Annotated in this window: 14 protein-coding genes; 8 read left to right on the top strand and 6 right to left on the bottom strand. The window is 67.4% G+C overall.

The features are described 5' to 3' along the window. Positions 1-40: 40 nt before the first annotated feature. The 4 genes from U9J41_RS05780 (at position 41) to U9J41_RS05765 (ending at position 4,762) form a co-directional block, all read left to right on the top strand. Positions 41-1,387: a family 1 glycosylhydrolase gene (locus U9J41_RS05780; protein ID WP_322400798.1), complete on the top strand. Its 1,347-nt coding sequence runs from the start codon at positions 41-43 to the stop codon at positions 1,385-1,387. A 95-nt stretch (positions 1,388-1,482) separates the two neighbouring features. Continuing rightward, positions 1,483-2,724: an amidohydrolase family protein gene (locus U9J41_RS05775; protein WP_322400796.1), complete on the top strand. Its 1,242-nt coding sequence runs from the start codon at positions 1,483-1,485 to the stop codon at positions 2,722-2,724. Between the two features lie 9 nt (positions 2,725-2,733). Beyond that, positions 2,734-3,630, top strand: coding sequence for an alpha/beta hydrolase (locus U9J41_RS05770; protein ID WP_322400795.1), 897 nt, complete (start codon positions 2,734-2,736; stop codon positions 3,628-3,630). Positions 3,631-3,772: 142 nt separating this feature from the next. Beyond that, positions 3,773-4,762 (top strand): LysR family transcriptional regulator, encoded by a 990-nt coding sequence (locus U9J41_RS05765; RefSeq protein ID WP_322400793.1) that lies wholly within the window; start codon positions 3,773-3,775, stop codon positions 4,760-4,762. Between the two features lie 15 nt (positions 4,763-4,777). On the opposite strand, the gene U9J41_RS05760 is transcribed toward U9J41_RS05765, so the two are convergent. Beyond that, positions 4,778-5,593: an IclR family transcriptional regulator domain-containing protein gene (locus U9J41_RS05760; protein ID WP_322400791.1), complete on the bottom strand. Its 816-nt coding sequence runs from the start codon at positions 5,591-5,593 to the stop codon at positions 4,778-4,780. Positions 5,594-5,725: 132 nt separating this feature from the next. Here U9J41_RS05760 and U9J41_RS05755 point away from each other — a divergent pair, with 132 nt between their 5' ends. The 3 genes from U9J41_RS05755 to pcaF are packed head-to-tail and all read left to right on the top strand — an operon-like array spanning position 5,726 to position 8,257. Next, complete coding sequence (locus U9J41_RS05755) at positions 5,726-6,391, top strand: 3-oxoacid CoA-transferase subunit A (protein WP_322400789.1); 666 nt, start codon at positions 5,726-5,728, stop codon at positions 6,389-6,391. Beyond that, complete coding sequence (locus U9J41_RS05750) at positions 6,388-7,041, top strand: CoA transferase subunit B (RefSeq protein ID WP_322400788.1); 654 nt, start codon at positions 6,388-6,390, stop codon at positions 7,039-7,041. The genes U9J41_RS05755 and U9J41_RS05750 overlap by 4 nt, the downstream gene beginning before the upstream one ends. A gap of 13 nt (positions 7,042-7,054) precedes the next feature. After that, the gene (gene pcaF / locus U9J41_RS05745; protein WP_322400786.1) at positions 7,055-8,257 is read left to right on the top strand and encodes a 3-oxoadipyl-CoA thiolase; all 1,203 of its coding nucleotides are present in this window, start codon (positions 7,055-7,057) and stop codon (positions 8,255-8,257) included. An 81-nt stretch (positions 8,258-8,338) separates the two neighbouring features. Here pcaF and U9J41_RS05740 read toward each other — a convergent pair whose 3' ends face one another. From U9J41_RS05740 to U9J41_RS05725, 4 genes are all read right to left on the bottom strand, one after another. After that, positions 8,339-9,442 (bottom strand): alpha/beta fold hydrolase, encoded by a 1,104-nt coding sequence (locus U9J41_RS05740; RefSeq protein ID WP_322400785.1) that lies wholly within the window; start codon positions 9,440-9,442, stop codon positions 8,339-8,341. Between the two features lie 188 nt (positions 9,443-9,630). Beyond that, positions 9,631-11,100 (bottom strand): glucose-6-phosphate dehydrogenase, encoded by a 1,470-nt coding sequence (gene zwf / locus U9J41_RS05735; RefSeq protein WP_322400784.1) that lies wholly within the window; start codon positions 11,098-11,100, stop codon positions 9,631-9,633. Between the two features lie 400 nt (positions 11,101-11,500). Next, positions 11,501-13,144 (bottom strand): alpha-amylase family glycosyl hydrolase, encoded by a 1,644-nt coding sequence (locus U9J41_RS05730; RefSeq protein WP_322400783.1) that lies wholly within the window; start codon positions 13,142-13,144, stop codon positions 11,501-11,503. 104 nt (positions 13,145-13,248) lie between these two features. Next, positions 13,249-14,292 carry a LacI family DNA-binding transcriptional regulator gene (locus U9J41_RS05725; RefSeq protein WP_322400782.1) on the bottom strand — a complete coding sequence of 348 codons (1,044 nt, stop codon included), beginning with the start codon at positions 14,290-14,292 and terminating at the stop codon, positions 13,249-13,251. A 943-nt stretch (positions 14,293-15,235) separates the two neighbouring features. Between U9J41_RS05725 and U9J41_RS05720 the strand changes: the two genes are divergently transcribed. Then, positions 15,236-18,196 (top strand): TonB-dependent receptor, encoded by a 2,961-nt coding sequence (locus tag U9J41_RS05720; RefSeq protein WP_322400781.1) that lies wholly within the window; start codon positions 15,236-15,238, stop codon positions 18,194-18,196. A 105-nt stretch (positions 18,197-18,301) separates the two neighbouring features. On the opposite strand, the gene U9J41_RS05715 is transcribed toward U9J41_RS05720, so the two are convergent. After that, positions 18,302-19,345, bottom strand: a complete 1,044-nt coding sequence (locus U9J41_RS05715) for a DUF4380 domain-containing protein (RefSeq protein ID WP_322400780.1) — start codon at positions 19,343-19,345, stop codon at positions 18,302-18,304. Positions 19,346-19,451 lie beyond the last annotated feature (106 nt).

Here is a 19,451-nt window from a genome sequence, read left to right as displayed (position 1 = left end):
CGTGCCCACCCGGCGTCAAGACAATAAACAAGGAGACGACATGGATCACCAAGAACACGACGCCCGCCGCCGCACGCTGCTGGGCCTGGGGACGGCATTGGCCGGCGCCGCGCTGCTGCCGGCCGGCGCCGCCCGCGCCGCCACCGGCGGGCCTTTCCCGCCAGGCTTCCTGTGGGGCGCCGCCATCGCCGGCCACCAGGCCGAAGGCGACAACGTCGCGAGCGACGCCTGGCTGCTGGAAAACATCCAGCCGACCGAATTCAAGGAGCCGTCCGGCGCCGCCGTCGACCACTATCGCCTGTACGACCAGGACATCGCGACGCTGGCGGCGCTGGGCCTGAACACGTTCCGCTTCTCGATCGAGTGGGCGCGCGTGGAGCCGGTCGAGGGCATGTTCTCGGTGGCCGCGCTGGAGCATTACCGCGACGTGCTGCTGTCCTGCCGGCGTCGCCGCGTCAAGGCCATGGTCAGCTTCAACCACTTCGTCACGCCCGCGTGGTTCGCGGCGCGCGGCGGCTGGGAGGCGGACGGCGCGGACAAGCTGTACGCGCGCTACTGCGACAAGGCGGCGCGCCACCTGGGCGACCTGATCGACTACGCGACCACGTTCAACGAACCGAACCTGCCGCGCCTGTTGTTCGGCATTCCGGGTCCGCTGTCGGGCATGGCCGGCAACCCGCGCATGAAAGCGATGCTGGCGAAGGCGGGGCAGCTGGCGGGCACCGGCACGTGGTCGTCGTGGATCTTCGGCGACTTCGCCAGGATCGAGGCAGGCCTGCTGAAGGGACACGCGGCCGCGTACCAGGCCATCAAGGCCGTGCGCCCGCAGCTGCCGGTCGGCTTTTCGATCGCGATCGCGGACGACCAGGCCGTCGACGGCGGCGAAGCCATGGTCGAGCGCAAGCGCGCCATCGCGTACGCGCCGTGGTTCCGGGCGATTTCCGAACACGGCGACTTCATCGGCGTGCAGACCTATACGCGCGAGCTGATCGGGCCGGACGGCGTGCGCCCGCCGCCGAAGGACGCCCGGTTCACGTCGGCGCACATGGAGTACTACCCGCAGGCACTGGAGGCGACGATCCGCTACACGGCGCAGCACGTGAAGCTGCCGGTCTACGTGACGGAAAACGGCATGTCGACCGACGACGACAGCCAGCGCATCGCCTACATCCATACGGCCGTGGGCGGCGTCGCGAACTGCCTGAAGGACGGCATTCCGGTGAAGAGCTACATCCACTGGTCGCTGCTCGACAACTTCGAGTGGATCTTCGGCTTCGACCCGCACTATGGCCTCATTGCCGTCGACCGCGCGACCATGAAGCGCACCGTCAAACCGAGCGCGCGCGTACTCGGGAAGATCGCGCAGGCGAACGGCGCTGCGGCGTGAAGCGGCGATAGCAGGTATCGCCAAAATAGGCTTTGGTCGGACCAATCCCGACGGTAAGCTGGGCCTATCTGAAGTGAACAACAGGGAGACACAACGTGGGCGGTATCATTTTTGAAAACGTAAGGATCTTCGACGGCCGCCAGATGCGCCAGGGGATCGGCGCGGTGCGCGTGGAAGGCAAGCGCATCGTCGAGGTGGCGGACGGCACGCGCGCCGTCGCCGCGCTGGCGGGCGACCGAATCATCGACGGCCAGGGCGGCACGCTGATGCCGGGCCTCGTCGAGGCACATGCGCACCTGTCCTGGCCCAGCTCCGTCGAGCGCTTCGTGCCCGGCATGGCGCTGCCGCCGGAAGACCTGGTGCTGACGACGGCGCGCAATGCGCGCATCCTGCTCGATCATGGCTTCACGAGCGCGTATTCGGCCGGCTCGCTGAGCAAATCCGTGGAGACGGTGCTGAACACCTTCATCACGAGCGGCGGCATGCCGGGGCCGCGCCTGGTCGCGTCGTCGATCGAGCGCGAACCGCCGACCGTCGAGGAACTCGATCCGGGCAAGGTGGCCGAGCATGGCCGCGGCCCGGACGCCGTGCGCGCCTTCGTCAAGGAGTGCGCGGCGATCGGCGCCAAGTCGGTCAAGTTCCTGCTGTCGGGGGAGGATGCGCTGAAGCCGGGCGCGTCGCAGCAGCTGATGTACACCCAGGAAGAAGCCGACGCCGCCGGCGAGCAGGCGCGTGAATCGGGCGTGTGGCTCGCCTGCCATGCGCAGGCGTCGGATGCCGTCAAGATGGGCCTGCGCGCGGGCTTCCGCGTGCTGTACCACTGCACGTACGCGGACGAGGAGGCGCTGGACATGCTGGAAGCGCAGCGCGACGAGATCTTCATCGCGCCGGCGATCGGCATCATCCAGGCCACGCTGGACGCGGCGCCGCCGCCGCACTTCGACATGAGCCATATGAAGAAAAGCGCGGCCGAGGTGCTGGAGCTGCAGCGCAAGCTCGTGCCGGAACTGCGCCGGCGTGGCCTGCGCGTACTGCCGGGCGGCGACTACGGCTTCCCGTTCAACCCGAACGGCCGCAACGCGCGCGACCTGGAACTGTTCGTGAACCTGCTGGGCTACACGCCGGAAGAGGCACTGTCGGCGGCCACGCTGCTGGGCGGCGAATTGATGGGCATGGGCGACGAGCTGGGTCAGGTCAAGGAGGGCTTCCTCGCGGACCTGGTGCTCGTCGACGGCGACCCGACGCAGGATGTGACGATCCTGCAGGACCGCAAGCGCTTCCTGGTCATCATGAAGGACGGGCGCTTCCACAAGGACCCGGCGCTGGCCGCGCTGTGAGGAGCAGCGATGATGCACAGTGAACAGCATGCGGCCATCCTGCGCGCCGTGCGCGCCGCCGGCCGCGCGATCGATCCGCCGGCCGCCAAGGCCCTGTACGCGCCACTGCTCGCGGACATGCCGCGCGGGCACGAACCGGTGCGCGACATCGCCTACGGCGCCGACGAGCGCCACCGGCTGGACGTGTACCCGCCGGTCGGCGCGACCGGACCGGCGCCCGTCGTCGTGTTCCTGCACGGTGGGGGTTTCATCCGCGGCGACAAGGCGGACCGGGAGGCCGTCGGGCACTGGTTCTCGCGCCACGGAGTGCTGGCCGTGCTGCCGAATTACCGGCTTGGACCGCGTCACCGCTGGCCGGCCGGCGCCGAGGACGCGGCGTCCGTGCGGGCGTGGGCGCGCACCAACGTGGCCGCGTACGGCGGCGATCCCGACCACATCGTGCTGGCCGGCGAGTCGGCCGGCGCGGCCCACGTGGCGGCGGCGACGCTGGTCAAGCGCTTCCATCCGGCAGAGGGCCTGAAGATCGCCGGCGCCTTCCTCGCGTCGGGCGTGTACAACGCCGAGCTGGAACTGCTGGCGCGGGCGCAGCTGGGCATCGCGACGCCGGACCCGCGCAACGAGGCGTACTTCGGCACGGATTTCGCGGCCTACCGGTCGATGTCGACGGTGGACTTGGTGGATGCGGCGCCGTTCCCGCTCGCGCTGACGTATGCGGAACTGGACCCGGTCCAGATGCAGGCGCAGGCGGGCGAGCTGTTCGCGCGGCTCGTCACGCGCCACGGTTTTGCACCGACCATCGAGGTGATCGCGAACCACAACCACCTGAGCCAGGTGTACGCGATCAACAGCGGCGACGATGCGCTGGCCGGCCCGCTGCTGGCGTTCGTGCGCGACCCGCGATCCTGATCTCCTTGGCCGTGCGGCCTGGCCCGTTCCCGCCCGCGGCGCGCGGGGCGGGCCGTTTTTTTTGGATGACAGGCGCTGCAAAAATACATACAGTGAAGGATAACGCGCCCATTCGAGGGATACGATAACAAGGAGACAACCGATGCGATTCAACCGCCTGGACCTGAACCTGCTGCTGGCGCTCGACGCGCTGCTGGAGGAACAGAACATCACCCGTGCGGCGGCGCGCGTGAACGTCAGCCAGTCGGCGATGAGCGGCATGCTGGCGCGCCTGCGCGAATTCTTCGAGGACGAGCTGCTGGCCGCGGTCGGCCGCAACATGGAGTTGACGGTGCTCGGGCGCCAGCTCGTCGGTCCGGTGCACGACCTGATCCTGCACGTGCATGCGACGGTCGGCATCCGCGTGACGTTCGACCCGGCGCGCGAGACGCGCTGCATGAAGATCATGGTGTCCGACTACGCGACCGAGGTGTTCCTGAACCAGGTGGTGGCGCGCGTGCTGCGCGACGCGCCCAACATGACGCTGGACCTGGTGCCGCTCGCAGACGACGCGGCGGAAAAGCTGCGCCGCGGCGAGAACGACTTCCTGATCATCCCGCGCAACTTCCTCGACGCCGAGCATCCGCAGCGCACGCTGTTCGAGGACCATTACTGCGCCGTGATCTGGGAGGGCAATACGCAGGTCGGCGACGTGCTCGACGCCGCGACGTACGAGCGCCTGGCGCACATCGCGCCGATGCTGGGCCGCCCGCGTTCGCCGACGGTGGAAGAGCTGCTGCTGCAGGCGCAGAACGTCAAGCGCCGCATCCGTGTCACGACGAGCGACTTCTGCAGCCTGGCGACGGCGCTGGTCGGCACGGACCTCGTCGCGACGATGCACACGCGTCTCGCGCTCGCGTGCGCGCGGCGCCTGCCGATCCGTGTGCTGCCGCTGCCGTACGCATTGCCGCCGATGGCCGAATGCCTGCAGTGGCACCGCTACCAGGAAAACGATCCTTGCCACGTGTGGCTGCGCGGCGTGATGCTGGAGGTCGCGCGCAGCCTGCCCACCAACGCCGAACTGCCGATGGCGCCGTTCAGCTTCAATTCGCTGCGAACCGGCCGCGCCATCGCCGGGCTCGTGCCCGGTTAAGCGCGCTGGCCGCCGTCAGGGCAGCAGCATCGCCAGTTCCTGCGCGCCCTGGCGCAGCACCGGCAGGAATTCTTCCACCATGCGCTCGGGCGTCGCGCGCGACGCGTGTGCGCCCACGTTCAGCGCGGCCAGCACGCGGCCCGACGCGCCGCGCACCGGCACGGCGATCGAGCGCAGGCCCAGCTCCAGCTCCTCGTCGTTGACGGCGTAACCGTCGCGGCGTACCTGCGCCAGCACGTCGCGCAGGCGCGCGGGGTCCGTCACCGTGCGCGCCGTCATCGGCGTGAGGGTCGTACGCGCCAGATAGGCGTCCAGCTCGGCCTGCGGCAGCTGCGCCAGCAGCACGCGGCCCAGCGAGCTGCAATACGCGGGCAGGCGGCTTCCGGCGGCCAGCGACACCGACATCACGCGCGACGCCGCCGCGCGCGCCACGTACAGCACCTGGTCTTCCTCCAGCACCGCCAGCGAGCTCGATTCGCCGAGCGCCTTGCTGACGCCGTTCAGGCACGGCTGCGCGGCGGCCGTCAGCGGCGTCGACGACAGGTACGAATACCCCAGCGTCAGCACCTTCGGCCGCAGGCTGAAGTTGTTCAGCTCCGCGTCGACGTAGCCGAGCTGCCTGAGCGTGTGCAGGCAGCGCCGCACGGCCGCGCGCGGGATGCCCGTCTGCTGGCTGATCTGGGCGATGGTCTGCGGCTTGCGCGTGTCGGCGAACGCGCGCAGCACGGCCAGGCCGCGTGCGAGCGAGGTCATGAAGTCGGGATCGGCGAGGGCGTCGATGTCTTCCGCGATGGTGCGCGGTGCGGCTGGGGTGGCGGGAGTGGATGACATGGTGAAATTGTAATCGATCGGGATCGGCCTTCAGGAAGCGCTTGACCGCAGGCGGCGGGCAGGCGTACACTTTTTGTGCGGTAAACGAATCATTGTGCGATTATCGCACATCACAACCCAAGGTGACATTCCATGATCGATAAAACTTGTGCATCGCTGGAGGCGGCCGTGGCCGACATCCACGACGGCGCCACCGTCATGATCGGCGGCTTCGGCAACGCCGGCATGCCGTCCGCGCTCATCGACGCGCTGATCGCCCGCGGCGCGCGTGAACTGACCATCGTGAACAACAACGCCGGCAACGGCGACACGGGCCTGGCCGCCCTCATCAAGGAAAAGCGCGTGCGCAAGATCGTGTGCTCGTTCCCGCGCCAGTCCGATTCGTGGCATTTCGACGCGCTGTACCGCGCCGGCGAGATCGAGCTGGAACTGACGCCACAGGGCAATCTCGCGGAACGCATCCGCGCGGCCGGCGCCGGCATCGGCGGCTTCTTCACGCCCACCGGCTACGGCACCCTGCTGGCCGAGAACAAGGAGACGCGCGTCATCGACGGCAAGAACTACGTGTTCGAAACGCCGATCCATGCCGACTTCGCGCTGATCAAGGCGCTGCGCGGCGACCGCTGGGGCAATCTCGTGTACCGCAAGACGGCGCGCAACTTCGGCCCGATCATGGCGATGGCCGCGAAGATCACCATCGCGCAGGTCGCGGAGATCGTGCCGCTCGGCGACCTCGATCCGGAAGCGATCGTCACCCCCGGCATCTTCGTCCAGCGCGTCGTCAAGGAGGCAGCATGAGCATCACCAGCCGTTTTACCCGCGACCAGATGGCCGCGCGCGTCGCCCAGGACATTCCCGAAGGCGCCTACGTCAACCTGGGCATCGGCCTGCCCACGAAGGTCGCCAACTACCTGCCGCGCGAGCGCGAAGTGTTCCTGCACAGCGAGAACGGCCTGCTGGGCATGGGCCCCGCGCCGGCGCCCGGCGAGGAAGACGAGGACCTGATCAACGCCGGCAAGCAGCCCGTCACCCTGCTGATGGGCGGCGCCTATTTCCACCACGCGGATTCGTTCGCGATGATGCGCGGGGGCCACCTGGACATCTGCGTGCTGGGCGCGTTCCAGGTGTCGCACACGGGCGATCTCGCAAACTGGCACACGGGTGCGCCGGATGCGATTCCCGCCGTCGGCGGCGCGATGGATCTCGCGATCGGCGCCAAGCACGTGTTCGTGATGATGGAACACCAGACCAAGACGGGCGAGAGCAAGGTCGTCGAGCGCTGCACGTATCCGCTGACGGGTGTCAAGTGCGTGAGCCGCATCTACACCGACCTCGCCGTGCTGGACGTCACCCCCGCCGGCCTGCGCGTGCGCGAGATGGCGCCGGGACTCACCCTGGCCGACCTGCAGGCCGTGACGGCCGCGCCGCTGCTCGCGCCCACCGAATAAAAGGAGAAAGACCATGACCGACGCATTCATCGTCGACGCCATCCGCACCCCCATCGGCCGCTACGGCGGCGCGCTGAAGGACGTGCGCGCGGACGACCTGGGCGCCATCCCCATCCGCGAACTGGTGCGCCGCAATCCGGACGTCGACTGGTCCGCCATCGACGACGTGATCTACGGCTGCGCCAACCAGGCCGGCGAGGACAACCGCAACGTGGCGCGCATGGCGCTGCTGCTGGCCGGCTTGCCGCACGAGGTGCCGGGGTCCACCGTCAATCGCCTGTGCGGGTCCGGCCTGGACGCCGTCGGCATCGCCGCGCGCGCCATCAAGAGCGGCGAGGCGCGCCTGATGATCGCGGGCGGCGTGGAATCGATGACGCGCGCGCCGTTCGTGATGGGCAAGGCGGAATCCGCATTCGCGCGCAGCGCCGCCATCTTCGACACGACGATCGGCTGGCGCTTCCCGAATCCGCTGATGCACGCGTTGTACGGCACGGATGCGATGCCGGAGACGGCGGAGAACGTGGCCGACGACTACGGGATCTCGCGCGCCGACCAGGATGCGTTCGCGCTCGCGAGCCAGGCGAGGGCGGCGCGCGCCCAGCAGGACGGCACGTACGATGCCGAGATCGTGCCGGTGCTGGTCCCGCAAAAGAAGGGTGATCCGGTCCGTTTCGCGCGGGACGAGCATCCGCGCGCCACGAGCCTGGAAACGCTGGCGAAGCTGAAACCGGTCGTGCGGCCCGGCGGCACGGTCACGGCGGGTAACGCGTCCGGCGTGAACGACGGCGCGTGCGCGTTGCTGCTGGCGAATGCGGAAGCCGCCGCGCAATACGGCCTGACGCCGCGCGCCCGCATCGTGGGCATGGCGACGGCCGGCGTGGCGCCGCGCGTGATGGGCATCGGCCCGGCGCCCGCCGTGCGGAAGCTGTTGCGCCAGACCGGCATGACGCTGGACCAGTTCGACGTGATCGAGTTGAACGAAGCGTTCGCCGCGCAGGGATTGGCCGTGCTGCGGCTGCTGGGCATCGCGGACGACGATCCGCGCGTGAACCCGAACGGCGGTGCGATCGCGCTCGGGCATCCGCTCGGCATGAGCGGTGCGCGGCTCGTCACGGCGGCCACTTACCAGTTGCAGCGGACCGGCGGCCGGTTTGCGTTGTGCACCATGTGCATCGGCGTGGGGCAGGGGATTGCCGTGGCCATCGAGCGCGTCTAAATACGTTCACGTTACGCATGGTGGGCGGAGGCCGCCCACCCTACGACGCATGCCGTCGGCCGGGCACCCCGTGCCCACGATTCACGATGCGTCGCGACCGTCCAGCCAGTCGAAAATCCGCGGCCAGATTTTCTCGTGCGCGCTGCGCCCCACGAGCACGCCCACGTGCTGCAGGTTGACGCCAATGTCCCCCTCGTAGTGCAGCACCTTCTTGCGGGCGCTCGAGGCGGCGTCATGGAACGGGATCAGGGCCGCCGGCGGAATCAGCTTGCTGCGCGGATCGACCACGCTCAGCAGCGGCGAGCGCACATCGTGCGGCCCGATCGTGCGGTTGCCGACCGTTAGCTTGCCCTGCATGAACGCGTCGCGGCGGTACAGCGATTCGACGATTTCCGTGAACAGCCGGCCCGGCAGCGGGAATTCGTCGTGCGTCCAGCGCTCCACGCGCATGTGCGTGACCATGGCTTTCGGGTCCGTCATCGACAGCCAGCGGTCGGTCCAGCGCTCCCACTGGAATGCCTGCGGCTCGGCCATCGCGCTCATCATGTTGAGGAAGACGCCGGGTACCTGGCGGAACGTGTCGGCGATGGGGCGGGCGTGCGGCGTCGCGTCGATCAGGCGCGCGAAGCAGCTCGACGCCGGTGTGAAGTGCAGCGGCGACTCCAGCAGGATCGTCGCGCTCACGGCGTCCGGATGCAGGCCGCTGTGGATGGCGGCCAGGATGCCGCCCAGCGAATGGCCGGCGAGGACGACCTGGTCCGGCCCGCCATCGGCCGCGATGGCGCGGCGGCAGGCGGCCAGCAGGTCGTCGCCGTAGTCGTCCAGGCCGAAGTGGTCGTGGGTGTCCGGCAGCGCGACCCATTCGGCCAGGTAGACCCGCCAGCCGCGCTCCAGCCAGCGCCGCACGACGCTGACGTCGGGCGCGAGGTCCCAGATGTAGGGGCGCTTGATGGGCGCGGGCACGATCAGCACGGCGGGGCCGCCGTTCGCGGCGATGTCGGCCGGCGCGCCGTAGCGGCGCACGTTCAGGCCGGGTTCCGTGTGCAGGACCGTCGACGGCGTCTGCTGCGGACCGTAGCCCGCGCGGTCCAGCATGTCGCCGCGCGCCCGGCGGCTGCGGTCCATGTTCTTGAGGGCCTGCGCACCGAGCGTGCCCAGCGTGGTGTTCCAGTGGCTTGCCTGCATGGCGATTCGTCCGAGGTGAGAGTGGAAGACACCGCACTCTACGCCACCCGGCACCCGGCTCCAATCGCGCGCGACTGGAATCTGGCCCGGGTTTGCGCCGCGTTAAACAGGGAGCGTCGACGATGCCTGCAGGCTATTGTGCATGATTAAGACAGGTGGCGGCGCACCGTCCGCCACCCGGGCCGGGCTTACTCGACCCAGCTGTGGCCGTCGCGCGCGAGCAGCGCGAACGACTCGGCCGGACCCCACGAGCCGGCCGCGTACGGATGCGGCTTCTCGTCCAGCGTCTGCCAACCTTCGATGATCGGGTCGGCCCATTCCCACGCCGCTTCCAGTTCGTCGCGGCGCATGAAGTGGGTGAGGCGGCCGCGCACGACGTCGATCAACAGGCGCTCGTAGGCCTCGGCGCGGCGCTGCTGGAAGGCGGACTGCAGGTCGAGGTTCAGCGCGACCTGCTGCATCTCCATGCCGCTGCCGGGTTGCTTGGCCATGATCTGCAGCTTGATCGCTTCTTCCGGCTGCAGTTCGATGACGAGGCGGTTGGCGACGGCGCCGGCCGTCTGCGGGAACAGCGGGAATGGCGGATTCGCGAACTCGACCACGATCTTCGACGAGCGGCGCGCCATGCGCTTGCCGGTGCGCAGGTAGAACGGCACCTTGGACCAGCGCCACGTGTCGATGAAGGCGCGCAGGGCGACGAAGGTTTCCGTCTTGCTCTCTTGCGGCACATTCTTTTCTTCCAGGTAAGCAGGCACTTCCTGGTTGCCGGACACGCCGCGGATGTACTGGCCGCGGACCGTGTCGCGCGCGATGTCGGCCAGGGTCAGGCGGCGCAGCGAGCGCAGCACCTTCAGTTTCTCGTCGCGCACGGCGTCCGGCGACAGCGAGGTCGGCGGTTCCATCGCGACGATGCACAGCAGTTGCAGCAGGTGGTTCTGGACCATGTCGCGCATGGCGCCGGCGCCGTCGTAGAAGCCGGCGCGGCTGCCGACGCCCACTTCCTCGGCCACGGTGATCTGCACGCTGGAAATGTTCGGCGCGCGCCACAGCGGTTCCAGGATCGAGTTGCCGAAGCGCAGCACCATCAGGTTCTGCACGGTTTCCTTGCCCAGGTAGTGGTCGATGCGGTAGATCTGCGATTCGGCGAAGTGGCGGCCGACGTCTTCGTTGATGGCGATCGCGGACGCCAGGTCCGTGCCCAGCGGCTTTTCCAGCACGACGCGGGCATTCGCGTCGACGAGGTTGCTCGCGGCCAGCTTGTCGCAGATCATCGTGAACAGGGACGGCGCCGTCGACAGGTAGAACACGCGCTGCGCGCCGGCGCGCGAGGCGCTGGCCAGCGCGGAAAAATCGGGCGCGGCCTGCACGTCCAGGCGCACATACTCGAGCAGTTTGAGGAAGCCGTCCCAGGTCTTCTCGTTGAAATTGCTGGCGGCGATGAACGAGCGCGAATTCGCTTCGATGTGGGCAAGGTAGGCTTCGCGGTTGAAATCCTGGCGGCCGGTGGACAGGATGCGCGTCGTCGGCGGCAGGTTGCCGTGCAGGAAAGCCATATACAGCGCCGGCAGCAGCTTGCGCATCGCGAGGTCGCCCATGCCGCCGAAGATGATCATGTCGAGGGGGAGGCCGTTGTCTGTCTCTGTCGATTGGGTCTGCATGTTGTTCTGAATCTTCGAAGTTGAGGTGGTTGCCCGGTACGCCGTCACGGCACCAAAGGGGACGCGTGGCCGGGCAGGGCTGGACGGATGCAACCCGCTGCGCGCCCGTGTGTCGGTGCGGCATGCGTGCGGCGGCGGACGTCGTGCGCCGGCTTGTGGTCGGTCGACGACGCCGCTGTCGGGCGGGATGGATACGCCTGTGTCCTGGAACCGACGATTGTACACCGGGCCGCCATTGAGGTTCGGGTGGCGCCGGAGCCGGTTCGGTCTATATTAAAAACTGATAACAAATGACGAATAAGTGATGGGCCCGGCATGCGCCGGCGCGTTAACATGGCTACTCGTGCGGTGGCGTGGTGGCCACCAGCACGGCCTCGACTTACTTACTCTCGATATCACTTCAGGGCGCCTTCGTGGCGCCCTTTTTTTCGATGGCATCTGGCGTGCCGATCATCCAGCCGTGCGGTGCCAGCGTCGCGGATTCGCCTTCCCAGCCCGACGCGTAGAGTGGCCGCACTTGTGCCAGGGCCGCGTCGAACGCGCGCGGCGCCGCCGCCAGGTTCGCGAGCACGACGATGCGCTCGTCCTCGTGGCCGCGGACGAAGCCGACGGCGCCGGCCGGCACGCCGTCCAGGAACGTCGTCGTGCCCCGGCGCAGCGCGGCGTGGCGGCGGCGCAGGCCGATCAGGGTCTGGTAATGCGCGTACGCGGCGGCGTCGAACGCATCCCAGTCGAGCCGCCAGCCGTCGAACAGCACCTGCCAGCCGGTCCACGTGGGCTCGTTGAATTCCTGTCCCATCAGGATGTGCGGCACGCCGTCCATGGCCAGCAGCACGGCGGCCGCCGGACGGTGGGCGGCGCGGCCCAGGAAGGCCGACGCGCGTCCCTGTTCCTTGTCTTCCAGCCAGCGCATGCGCAGGGCGCCGCGCGGGAAGCTGTACGTCGATTCGTTCCAGTAGCGCGCGAACGCGGCGCCGTCGGCCGTGCCGTGCGCGCAGCGGCGCAGCATCGCGCGCGTGCCGCCCTCGTACGTGAGGTCGCATGCGGCCAGGTGGTGGAATTCGTCATAGGATTGGGACACGAGGGCGATATCCGGGCGCACCGCCGCCAGCGCGGTGCGGATCTCGTCGAGGAAATCGCAGGGCGTGATGTCGGCATCGTCGAAGCGCAGGCCGTCGAAGCCGAAGCGCTCGATCCAGCCGCGCATGCTGTCGATCAGCGTGTGCCGCAGCGCGCGGTCGGCAAGGTCGAACCCGGCGAATTCGGTGCGGTCGGGGACGGCGTAATAGATGCTGCCGTCGGCGCGCCGCGTGTACCAGTGCGGATGCGTGCGCGTAAAGGGGTGGTCGATGCTGCTGCGGTTGATCGTCCAGTCGAGCAGCACGCGCATGCCGCGCGCGTGCGCGGCGTCCACAAGCGCGCGCAGCGACGCCGCGTCGCCCAGGTCGGGGGCGATGGCGTCGAAATCGCGCACCGCATACGGGTCGCCCGCCGTGCCGCGCCGGCCGGCGCTGCCGACGGGGTGGATCGGCATGATCCACAGGATGTCGACGCCCAGCTCGGCCAGGTAGGACAGTCTGGCGCGCACGCCGTCGAAGTCGCCGCCGAACGCGGGCACCGACAGCTGGTAGATCACGCCGTCGCGCAGCCAGTCGGGGCTCGCCAGCGCGGCGCGCGCATGCAGCGGGCCGGGCGCGGCGGCGCCGAGGCCGGCCTGGCGCATCAGCACCGCGCCCGCGTCGTCGACCGTCAGGCAGGAATTGTTCTGGCCGTCTTCCGAGATCCACGGATTGGCGGGATCGGCGATCCAGCCGGTGCCGTCGACGACGAATTTATACAGGTGGCGTCCGGCCGGCACGGGCAGCACCGCCTGCCAGCGCGTGGGAGAGACGCGTTCCAGCATGCAGGCGTCGCCCACCCAGCTGTTGAACGTGCCCGCCAGCGCGACGGTGCGGGTGCCGGGCGCGGCGTCGTGCGTGAAGCGCACGCCGCCGGGAACGGCGTGCGGCAGCAGGGCCGGGTCGGGGCGGAATTGCAGATCCATGGTTTCCTTGTTGTTGGTGCGCCATGGATGTAATTAAACTACGTTAACTCGCCAAAGTAAAGGTCGCCTTCTGCCTAATGGCCTGCGTCGGCTGCGTAACTTTCCTACGCGCTGTCGCGCTCCACGATGGTGAAGCCGATGTCGCGCACGACTTCGGGAATGTGATTGCCCGCGATCCGGTCGATGAGGAAGTTCGCCGCGATGCCGCCCATCGCGCGGCCGTCGATGCGGACGGTGGTGAGGGCAGGGTACAGGTCGGCCGCGAACGGGTGGTCGCCGAGGCCGACGACGGCCAGGCGGCCCGGCACGTCGATGTCCAGCACGCGCGCTTCCGTCAGCACGCCGAGGGCGACCATGTCCGAGCTGCAGAAGACGGCGTCGATGTCGGGGTGCGCGGCCAGCAGCGCGCGCAGGGCCACGCGGCCGTTCGCGGCCGTGCCGGGCGCGGAAATCGTGTAGAGCGGCACCTGGCCGTCGCGGCCGTGCATGTCGAGGCGCATGGCCGCCTGCGCGAAGGCATTGTTGCGGCGCTGGGCGCGTTCGTCCGAGGCGCTGATCACGGCCACGCGCCGCCGCCCGCGCTGGTACAGGAATTCCGCCACCGCCTGGCCCGCGTCCTCGTGCGAAAAGCCGACCAGCATGTCGGCCGGCGTCGGCGTCAGGTCCCACGTCTCGACGAGCGGAATCGCGCTGGCCTGCAGGCGGCGCCGGCCCTGCGCGGACCGCATGATGCCGGCGAGGACGATGCCGTCCGGCCGGCGCCCGATGATCGCCTCGAGCAGCTCGTCCTCGCGCGAATTCACATAGCCCGCCTGGCCCAGGATCAGCTGGTAGCCGGCGCCCGCCAGCGTCTCCGTCAGCGACTGGATCATGTCGAGGAACACGGAGCCCGCGATGGTCGGCAGGATCGCCGCGATCATGCGGCTCTTCGTGGATGCCAGGCTGCCGGCGAGCAGGTTGGGCACATAGCCCGTGCGCTCGATCGCCGAGCGCACTTTCTGCACGAGGTCCGGCGATACCTTTTCCGGCGAATTCAGCACGCGCGACACCGTGATCGGCGCCACGCCGGCGACGCGCGCCACGTCCACGAGCGTGAGTCCGCCTTTCGTGCGGCGTGTCTTCTTCGGCGGTTCGGCCGGCATGTTCATGCAGCCTCCGGGCGGCCTGCGCGGCAAATGCGGTTCGGGAACTTTTGAAAATCGGTCATGTCTATTATTGCGCTCTTTTTAAATGAATTGCGTATCGAAGTGAATTGACAGGACTCTACGTGCTCTCATGGATAGCGACAAGATACCATTCCCCATTTCCGGAAAAGCAAAACAGACGCGGGAATCTTTTCATAATCCATTTGGCGATTTAATTGATTGCGCTACCAAAACAAAGTTCAGAATTGGAGCGCGAAGCGAGTTGTTGTTTATAGGCAAAACGGCGCGATTTCGATAGGCCATATTATTGTGATGGTAGCGCTATCTAAAATAGCCTGAAATCGTGCATTCCGGATCGGGCAACGAACGCCTGATAACCGCTGCGATTTGCCCGCAACCGCGCTTCGTGAAGCGCAGGGCGTCACGCCTGCGTGTCCGCGTCGCTCTGCGGATTGGATTTATCGCTCATGTCCCGTTCAATTTCCCGCCGCCGCATTTCGGGCCGAAACCACGACACCACATACGCGTGTTGCGCTTTTCGGACGAATTGTCGAGCTATCAAATTTCAGCATACTTTTCTGCAAATAAAATATACATACGATGTTAGCGTACAACAGTGATGTTATGGCGTTTGACAAAAAACGCGCTGAATCACTACACTCATGAAACCGATTACAAGACCATAACGACTACATCGCCGACGCAATAAATAAAGCGTGGAGACAATAATGCCAACACCATCCAGCCGTTGCCCATCATTCCCGGCCGGGGACATTTCCCCGGCGTCCTTGCAACGCCGATCTGGCCGCGCCGTATCCCGGCGGGGCGCTCCGAATTCGCATTGACTCGTTATATGCGGCCGCCGCAGGGTGGCCGTATTCATCCGCAGTCGTAACCAGTCCCGTCCGTTGAAGCGGGGCGCCATAAACAGAGCACAGGAGACTACATGACTCGATTCAAGAGAACCGCGATCGCCGTCGCAGCAGGCCAGATCGCATTGCTCGCCAGCGGTGTCGCGCTGGCGCAGACCCAGGTGAGCCAGGACGCGAGCGGCGCCAACGTCGTGGTCGTGACGGGCCAGCGCGCCGCGCTGCAGTCCGCACAGAAGATCAAGCAGAATTCGGACGAGATCGTCGATTCGGTCGTGGCCGACGACATCGGCAAGCTGCCGGACCGCTCGGTGACGGAAGTGCTGCAGCGCGTGGTCGGCGTCACCATCGACCGCACGATGTCCAAGGGCGACCCGGAACACTATTCGGTCGAAGGCTCGGGCGTGAACGTGCGCGGCCTGTCGTACGTCCGTTCGGAACTGAACGGCCGCGATTCCTTCTCCGCCAACGGCGGCCGCGCGCTGAACTTCGAGGACGTGCCGCCGGAACTGATGGCTGGCGTCGACATCTACAAGAACCCGTCCGCCGAACAGATCGAAGGCGCCGTCGGCGGCCTCGTGAACCTGCGCACGGCGATGCCGTTCGACTACAAGGGCCGCAAGTTCGCCTTGACGGTGGAGGATACCTACTCGGAACTCAAGAAAGGCAAGCGCCAGCCGTCGGCCTCCTTCATGTTCTCGAACCGCTGGAAGACCGGCTTCGGCGAAGTCGGCGCCCTCGTCGACCTCGCGTATTCGGAGCACGGCGACCGTACCGACGCGTTCCAGGTCGAGCCCTACTATCCGCGCGCCGACGTCGTGGCGGGCAAGACCGTGTGGGTGCCGAAAGGTTCGCAATGGCGCACGCTGCAATTCGAACGCAAGCGCGAAGGTGCTTACGGTGCCCTGCAGTGGAAGAAGGACAGCACGCTCAGCTCCTCGCTCACCTTCTTCAAGTCGCGCTACAAGATGCATTGGGACGAGCAGGCGATCTTCGCCCAGTCCAGCCCCTACAACATCAAGGTCAGCCCGGACGCCACGTTCGACTCGAAGGGCGCGCTGCTGACCGGCACGCTGACCGATCCGCAGGACAACGGCATCAACTTCGGCGGCGACACGCGCTCGGCCGACCGCAAGTCGGACACGACGGACATCGCGTGGAACGTGCGCTGGCGCCCGAACGACCGCTGGACCCTGAGCACGGACCTGCAGCGCATCCGCGCCACGACCAGCAGCTTCGACTCGACCGTGGCCACCGGCGTGCAGATGCCGAGCGAGACCATCGACCTGCGCGGCGACGTGCCGACCTTGTCGTTCACCGACGCCGACCGCGCCTACCTCGCGAATCCGAACAATTACTACTGGGCGTTCACGATGGAACACCAGGACCGCAGCAAGGCCGGCGAGTGGGCCTGGCGGACGGACGCGAAGTATGACTTCGACCATCCGGTGCTGCGCGACATCCGTTTCGGCGTGCGCCTGACGGACCGCGACTCGCGCAACGAGAACTCGAACCCGAGCTACAACTGGGCGGCCGTCACCCAGACCTGGCAGGTCGGTCCGACCAGCACGCTGTCGAGCCTCGCGTACCTGGGCGACCCGCGCTTCAACAACCAGGTGCAGATCCACTCGTTCAACAACTTCTTCAACAACAACACCTCGGTGCCGGCGCTGGTCTTCCCGGCCGTGTCGCTGGCGACCGGCTATCCGGGCACGTATGCCCAGCTGCACACGTATCCGAACATGCTGTGTAACGACGGCAGCGGCAAGTGCACGTCGTGGAACCCGGCCACGTTCGGTACCGATCCGGCCGGCATCAACGACCAGAAGGAGAAGACCGGCGCGCTGTATTCGCAACTGCGCTTCGGCTTCGACGACCTGAAATATCCCGTCGACGGCAACATCGGCGTGCGCTACGTGAAGACCGACATGACGGCGCACGGCTACACGGTGTTCACGCCGAGCACGTCGACCGGCCCGGCCATTCCGGTCTTCACCGGCTTCTCCCAGAAGCAGGACTTCAGCAACAGCTACAACAACGTGCTGCCGAGCCTGAACCTGCGCATGAAGGCGACGGACAAGCTGCAATTCCGCTTCGGCCTGTCCACCGGCATCTCGCGCCCCGATTTCAGCGACCTGCAGGGCTATACGACGCTGTCGCAGAACGTCGACAATTCCAGCGGCCTCGTCACCTACACGGGTACCGGCACCGGCAATCCGAACCTGCGCCCCGTCCGTTCGCACCAGTTTGACTTGACGGCCGAGTGGTATTTCGCGCCGTCCGGCTCGCTGACCTTTGCGCTGTTCAACAAGCAGCTGAAGGACGTCATCATCAAGCAGTCCTACGGCTATAACGTGTCGGACAACACCGGCAAGCCGTACACGTTCACCGTGACGGGTCCCGTGAACGGCGCGGACGGTCATGCGCGTGGTGCCGAGATCGCGTACCAGCAATACTTCGACATGCTGCCGGGCTGGCTGTCGGGTTTCGGCGTCCAGGCGAACTTCACCTTTGTCGACAGCAAGATCGACCTGCACACGCCGGTGCATGCCGTGTATTGCTCGGGCGGGAATACGGCCGACAACTACAACCTGAACCTGAACGGCTGCGACATCGACGGCAAGACGTTCGGCGACCTGCCGCTGATCGGCCTGTCGCGCCAGACGTACAACCTGGCGCTCATGTACGACAGGGGGCCGCTGTCGGCACGCCTGGCCTGGAACTGGCGCTCGAAGAACCTGCAGAACGTGAACGTCAACGGCACGCAGGGCACGGACGGCACCGACACCAACCCGAGCAGCCCGACCTATGGCCAGCACAACGTGGCGTGGGCGCTGCCGGTGTGGTCGGACGGCTACGGCCAGCTCGACGCCTCGGTGTTCTACAACATCACGGAGCGGCTGGCGTTCGGCGTGGAAGCGCAGAACCTGACGGATTCCAAGACCCGCCAGCTGATGCAGCAGGGTATCGGGTTCAAGGGCCGCGCATGGTTCGTGTCGGGGCCGCGTTATACGGCCAAGATGCGCTACAGCTTCTGATGTAACACCGTCGTCCCTGCGAAGGCAGGGACCCCAGTTCTGCGGGCGTCTCGTTGGCGCATGCAAAATAGGGCCCCCGCCTCCGCGGGGGCGACGTTCATACGATCACAGTCCTTCCAACCCCAACGCCTTCGCGTTCGTCCGCAGGAACGCCACCTGCGCCGCGCGCGTGTCCGGCCCGTCGTAAGGCAGCAGCGTCCACAGCTCCGACGCCTGCATGTGCCGCCCCGGCGCCAGCCGGACGTACGGCGCATGCACTTCCATCTCCATCAAACCCTTGTCGGGCGCGTCCGGCTGCCAGTCGTTGTACAACTCGATCTGGCCCTGGTCCGGATGGATGGCCGCGCGCGGCTGGTGCGCGAACTGGATCACCAGCACCTGGCCGCCGTGGAAGCCCGCCATCCAGCCGCCTGACGGCTGCAGCAGCATCTTGCCGTTGCGGTGAGGCTGGCCTTTGCCGGCCGGGTAGGCGTCCAGCGAGAACAGCCCGTCCGTCAGCGTCCACGTGAGCGGCACCATGTCCGGCTTGGGCTCGATGGCCTGCTGGCGCACGTCCTCGCGGCGCGCGACCGGCACGTAGACCCGCGTGTCCGCATGGGCGCGCGTGTTGAACCAGATGTCCCAGGCCACCTGGCTCGTGCGGATATTCGCCGCATCCACGTCGAGGCGCAGGCTGTGCGGCTTGCCGGCGACGAGGCTGTAGCGCTTCACGAGCTGCAGGCCGTTCACGGGACTGGCCGGGCTCGCGAGCGTGATGGCGTCGGCGCGCTTGTCCTCGATCTTGTAGCGGGCCAGGCTCAGCCAGGGATCGGGCGGCCAGGGCGCGCCGGCGCGCGCCGGATTCACGTCCTGATGCGACCACCATTCCTTTTGCGGGCCGACCCAGATCTCGTGGCCGAGATAGCCGACGTTGTCGCTGGTCGCGTCGACGGGTTCTCCGGGGTCGCCGGCCTTGGTGTCGACCTTGAGGAAGTTGGGTTGGCCGGCCAGCCCGAACGACAGCAGGCGGCCGCCGATGGCGTCCGTGACGGTCGCGCGCACGCTGCCGTTGTCGAGGGTGTGGACGGGAATGTCGGACGCCGCGTGGGCGGCGGCCATGAGGGCGCAGGGCAGGGCCAGCGCGAGGGCGGTCTTGCGTGGAGTGGGCATGGTGTGTCGGGCTGTGTGAAATCGGTTTCAGCTCGACAGCTTAGCAAAGAATCCGGCACTCGGGGGCGCGTCCCCGAGTGTTTGCCGGGCTTCTTTTCGCAGTTTC

Source organism: Massilia luteola (assembly GCF_034420155.1).
In the GTDB taxonomy this organism is placed as follows: Bacteria; Pseudomonadota; Gammaproteobacteria; order Burkholderiales; family Burkholderiaceae_D; genus Telluria; species Telluria luteola.
The sequence above is the reverse complement of the archived record's forward strand: the minus strand, read 5'-3'. Positions and strand labels throughout refer to the sequence as shown.

Bases quoted from the DNA above. Each gene is read 5' to 3' on its own strand.
- U9J41_RS05780 (WP_322400798.1), top strand. From the start codon at position 41: ATGGATCACCAAGAACACGACGCCCGCCGCCGCACGCTGCTGGGCCTG.
- U9J41_RS05770 (WP_322400795.1), top strand. From the start codon at position 2,734: ATGATGCACAGTGAACAGCATGCGGCCATCCTGCGCGCCGTGCGCGCC.
- U9J41_RS05765 (WP_322400793.1), top strand. From the start codon at position 3,773: ATGCGATTCAACCGCCTGGACCTGAACCTGCTGCTGGCGCTCGACGCG.
- U9J41_RS05760 (WP_322400791.1), bottom strand. From the start codon at position 5,593: ATGTCATCCACTCCCGCCACCCCAGCCGCACCGCGCACCATCGCGGAA.
- U9J41_RS05755 (WP_322400789.1), top strand. From the start codon at position 5,726: ATGATCGATAAAACTTGTGCATCGCTGGAGGCGGCCGTGGCCGACATC.
- U9J41_RS05750 (WP_322400788.1), top strand. From the start codon at position 6,388: ATGAGCATCACCAGCCGTTTTACCCGCGACCAGATGGCCGCGCGCGTC.
- pcaF (WP_322400786.1), top strand. From the start codon at position 7,055: ATGACCGACGCATTCATCGTCGACGCCATCCGCACCCCCATCGGCCGC.
- U9J41_RS05740 (WP_322400785.1), bottom strand. From the start codon at position 9,442: ATGCAGGCAAGCCACTGGAACACCACGCTGGGCACGCTCGGTGCGCAG.
- zwf (WP_322400784.1), bottom strand. From the start codon at position 11,100: ATGCAGACCCAATCGACAGAGACAGACAACGGCCTCCCCCTCGACATG.
- U9J41_RS05730 (WP_322400783.1), bottom strand. From the start codon at position 13,144: ATGGATCTGCAATTCCGCCCCGACCCGGCCCTGCTGCCGCACGCCGTT.
- U9J41_RS05725 (WP_322400782.1), bottom strand. From the start codon at position 14,292: ATGAACATGCCGGCCGAACCGCCGAAGAAGACACGCCGCACGAAAGGC.
- U9J41_RS05720 (WP_322400781.1), top strand. From the start codon at position 15,236: ATGACTCGATTCAAGAGAACCGCGATCGCCGTCGCAGCAGGCCAGATC.
- U9J41_RS05715 (WP_322400780.1), bottom strand. From the start codon at position 19,345: ATGCCCACTCCACGCAAGACCGCCCTCGCGCTGGCCCTGCCCTGCGCC.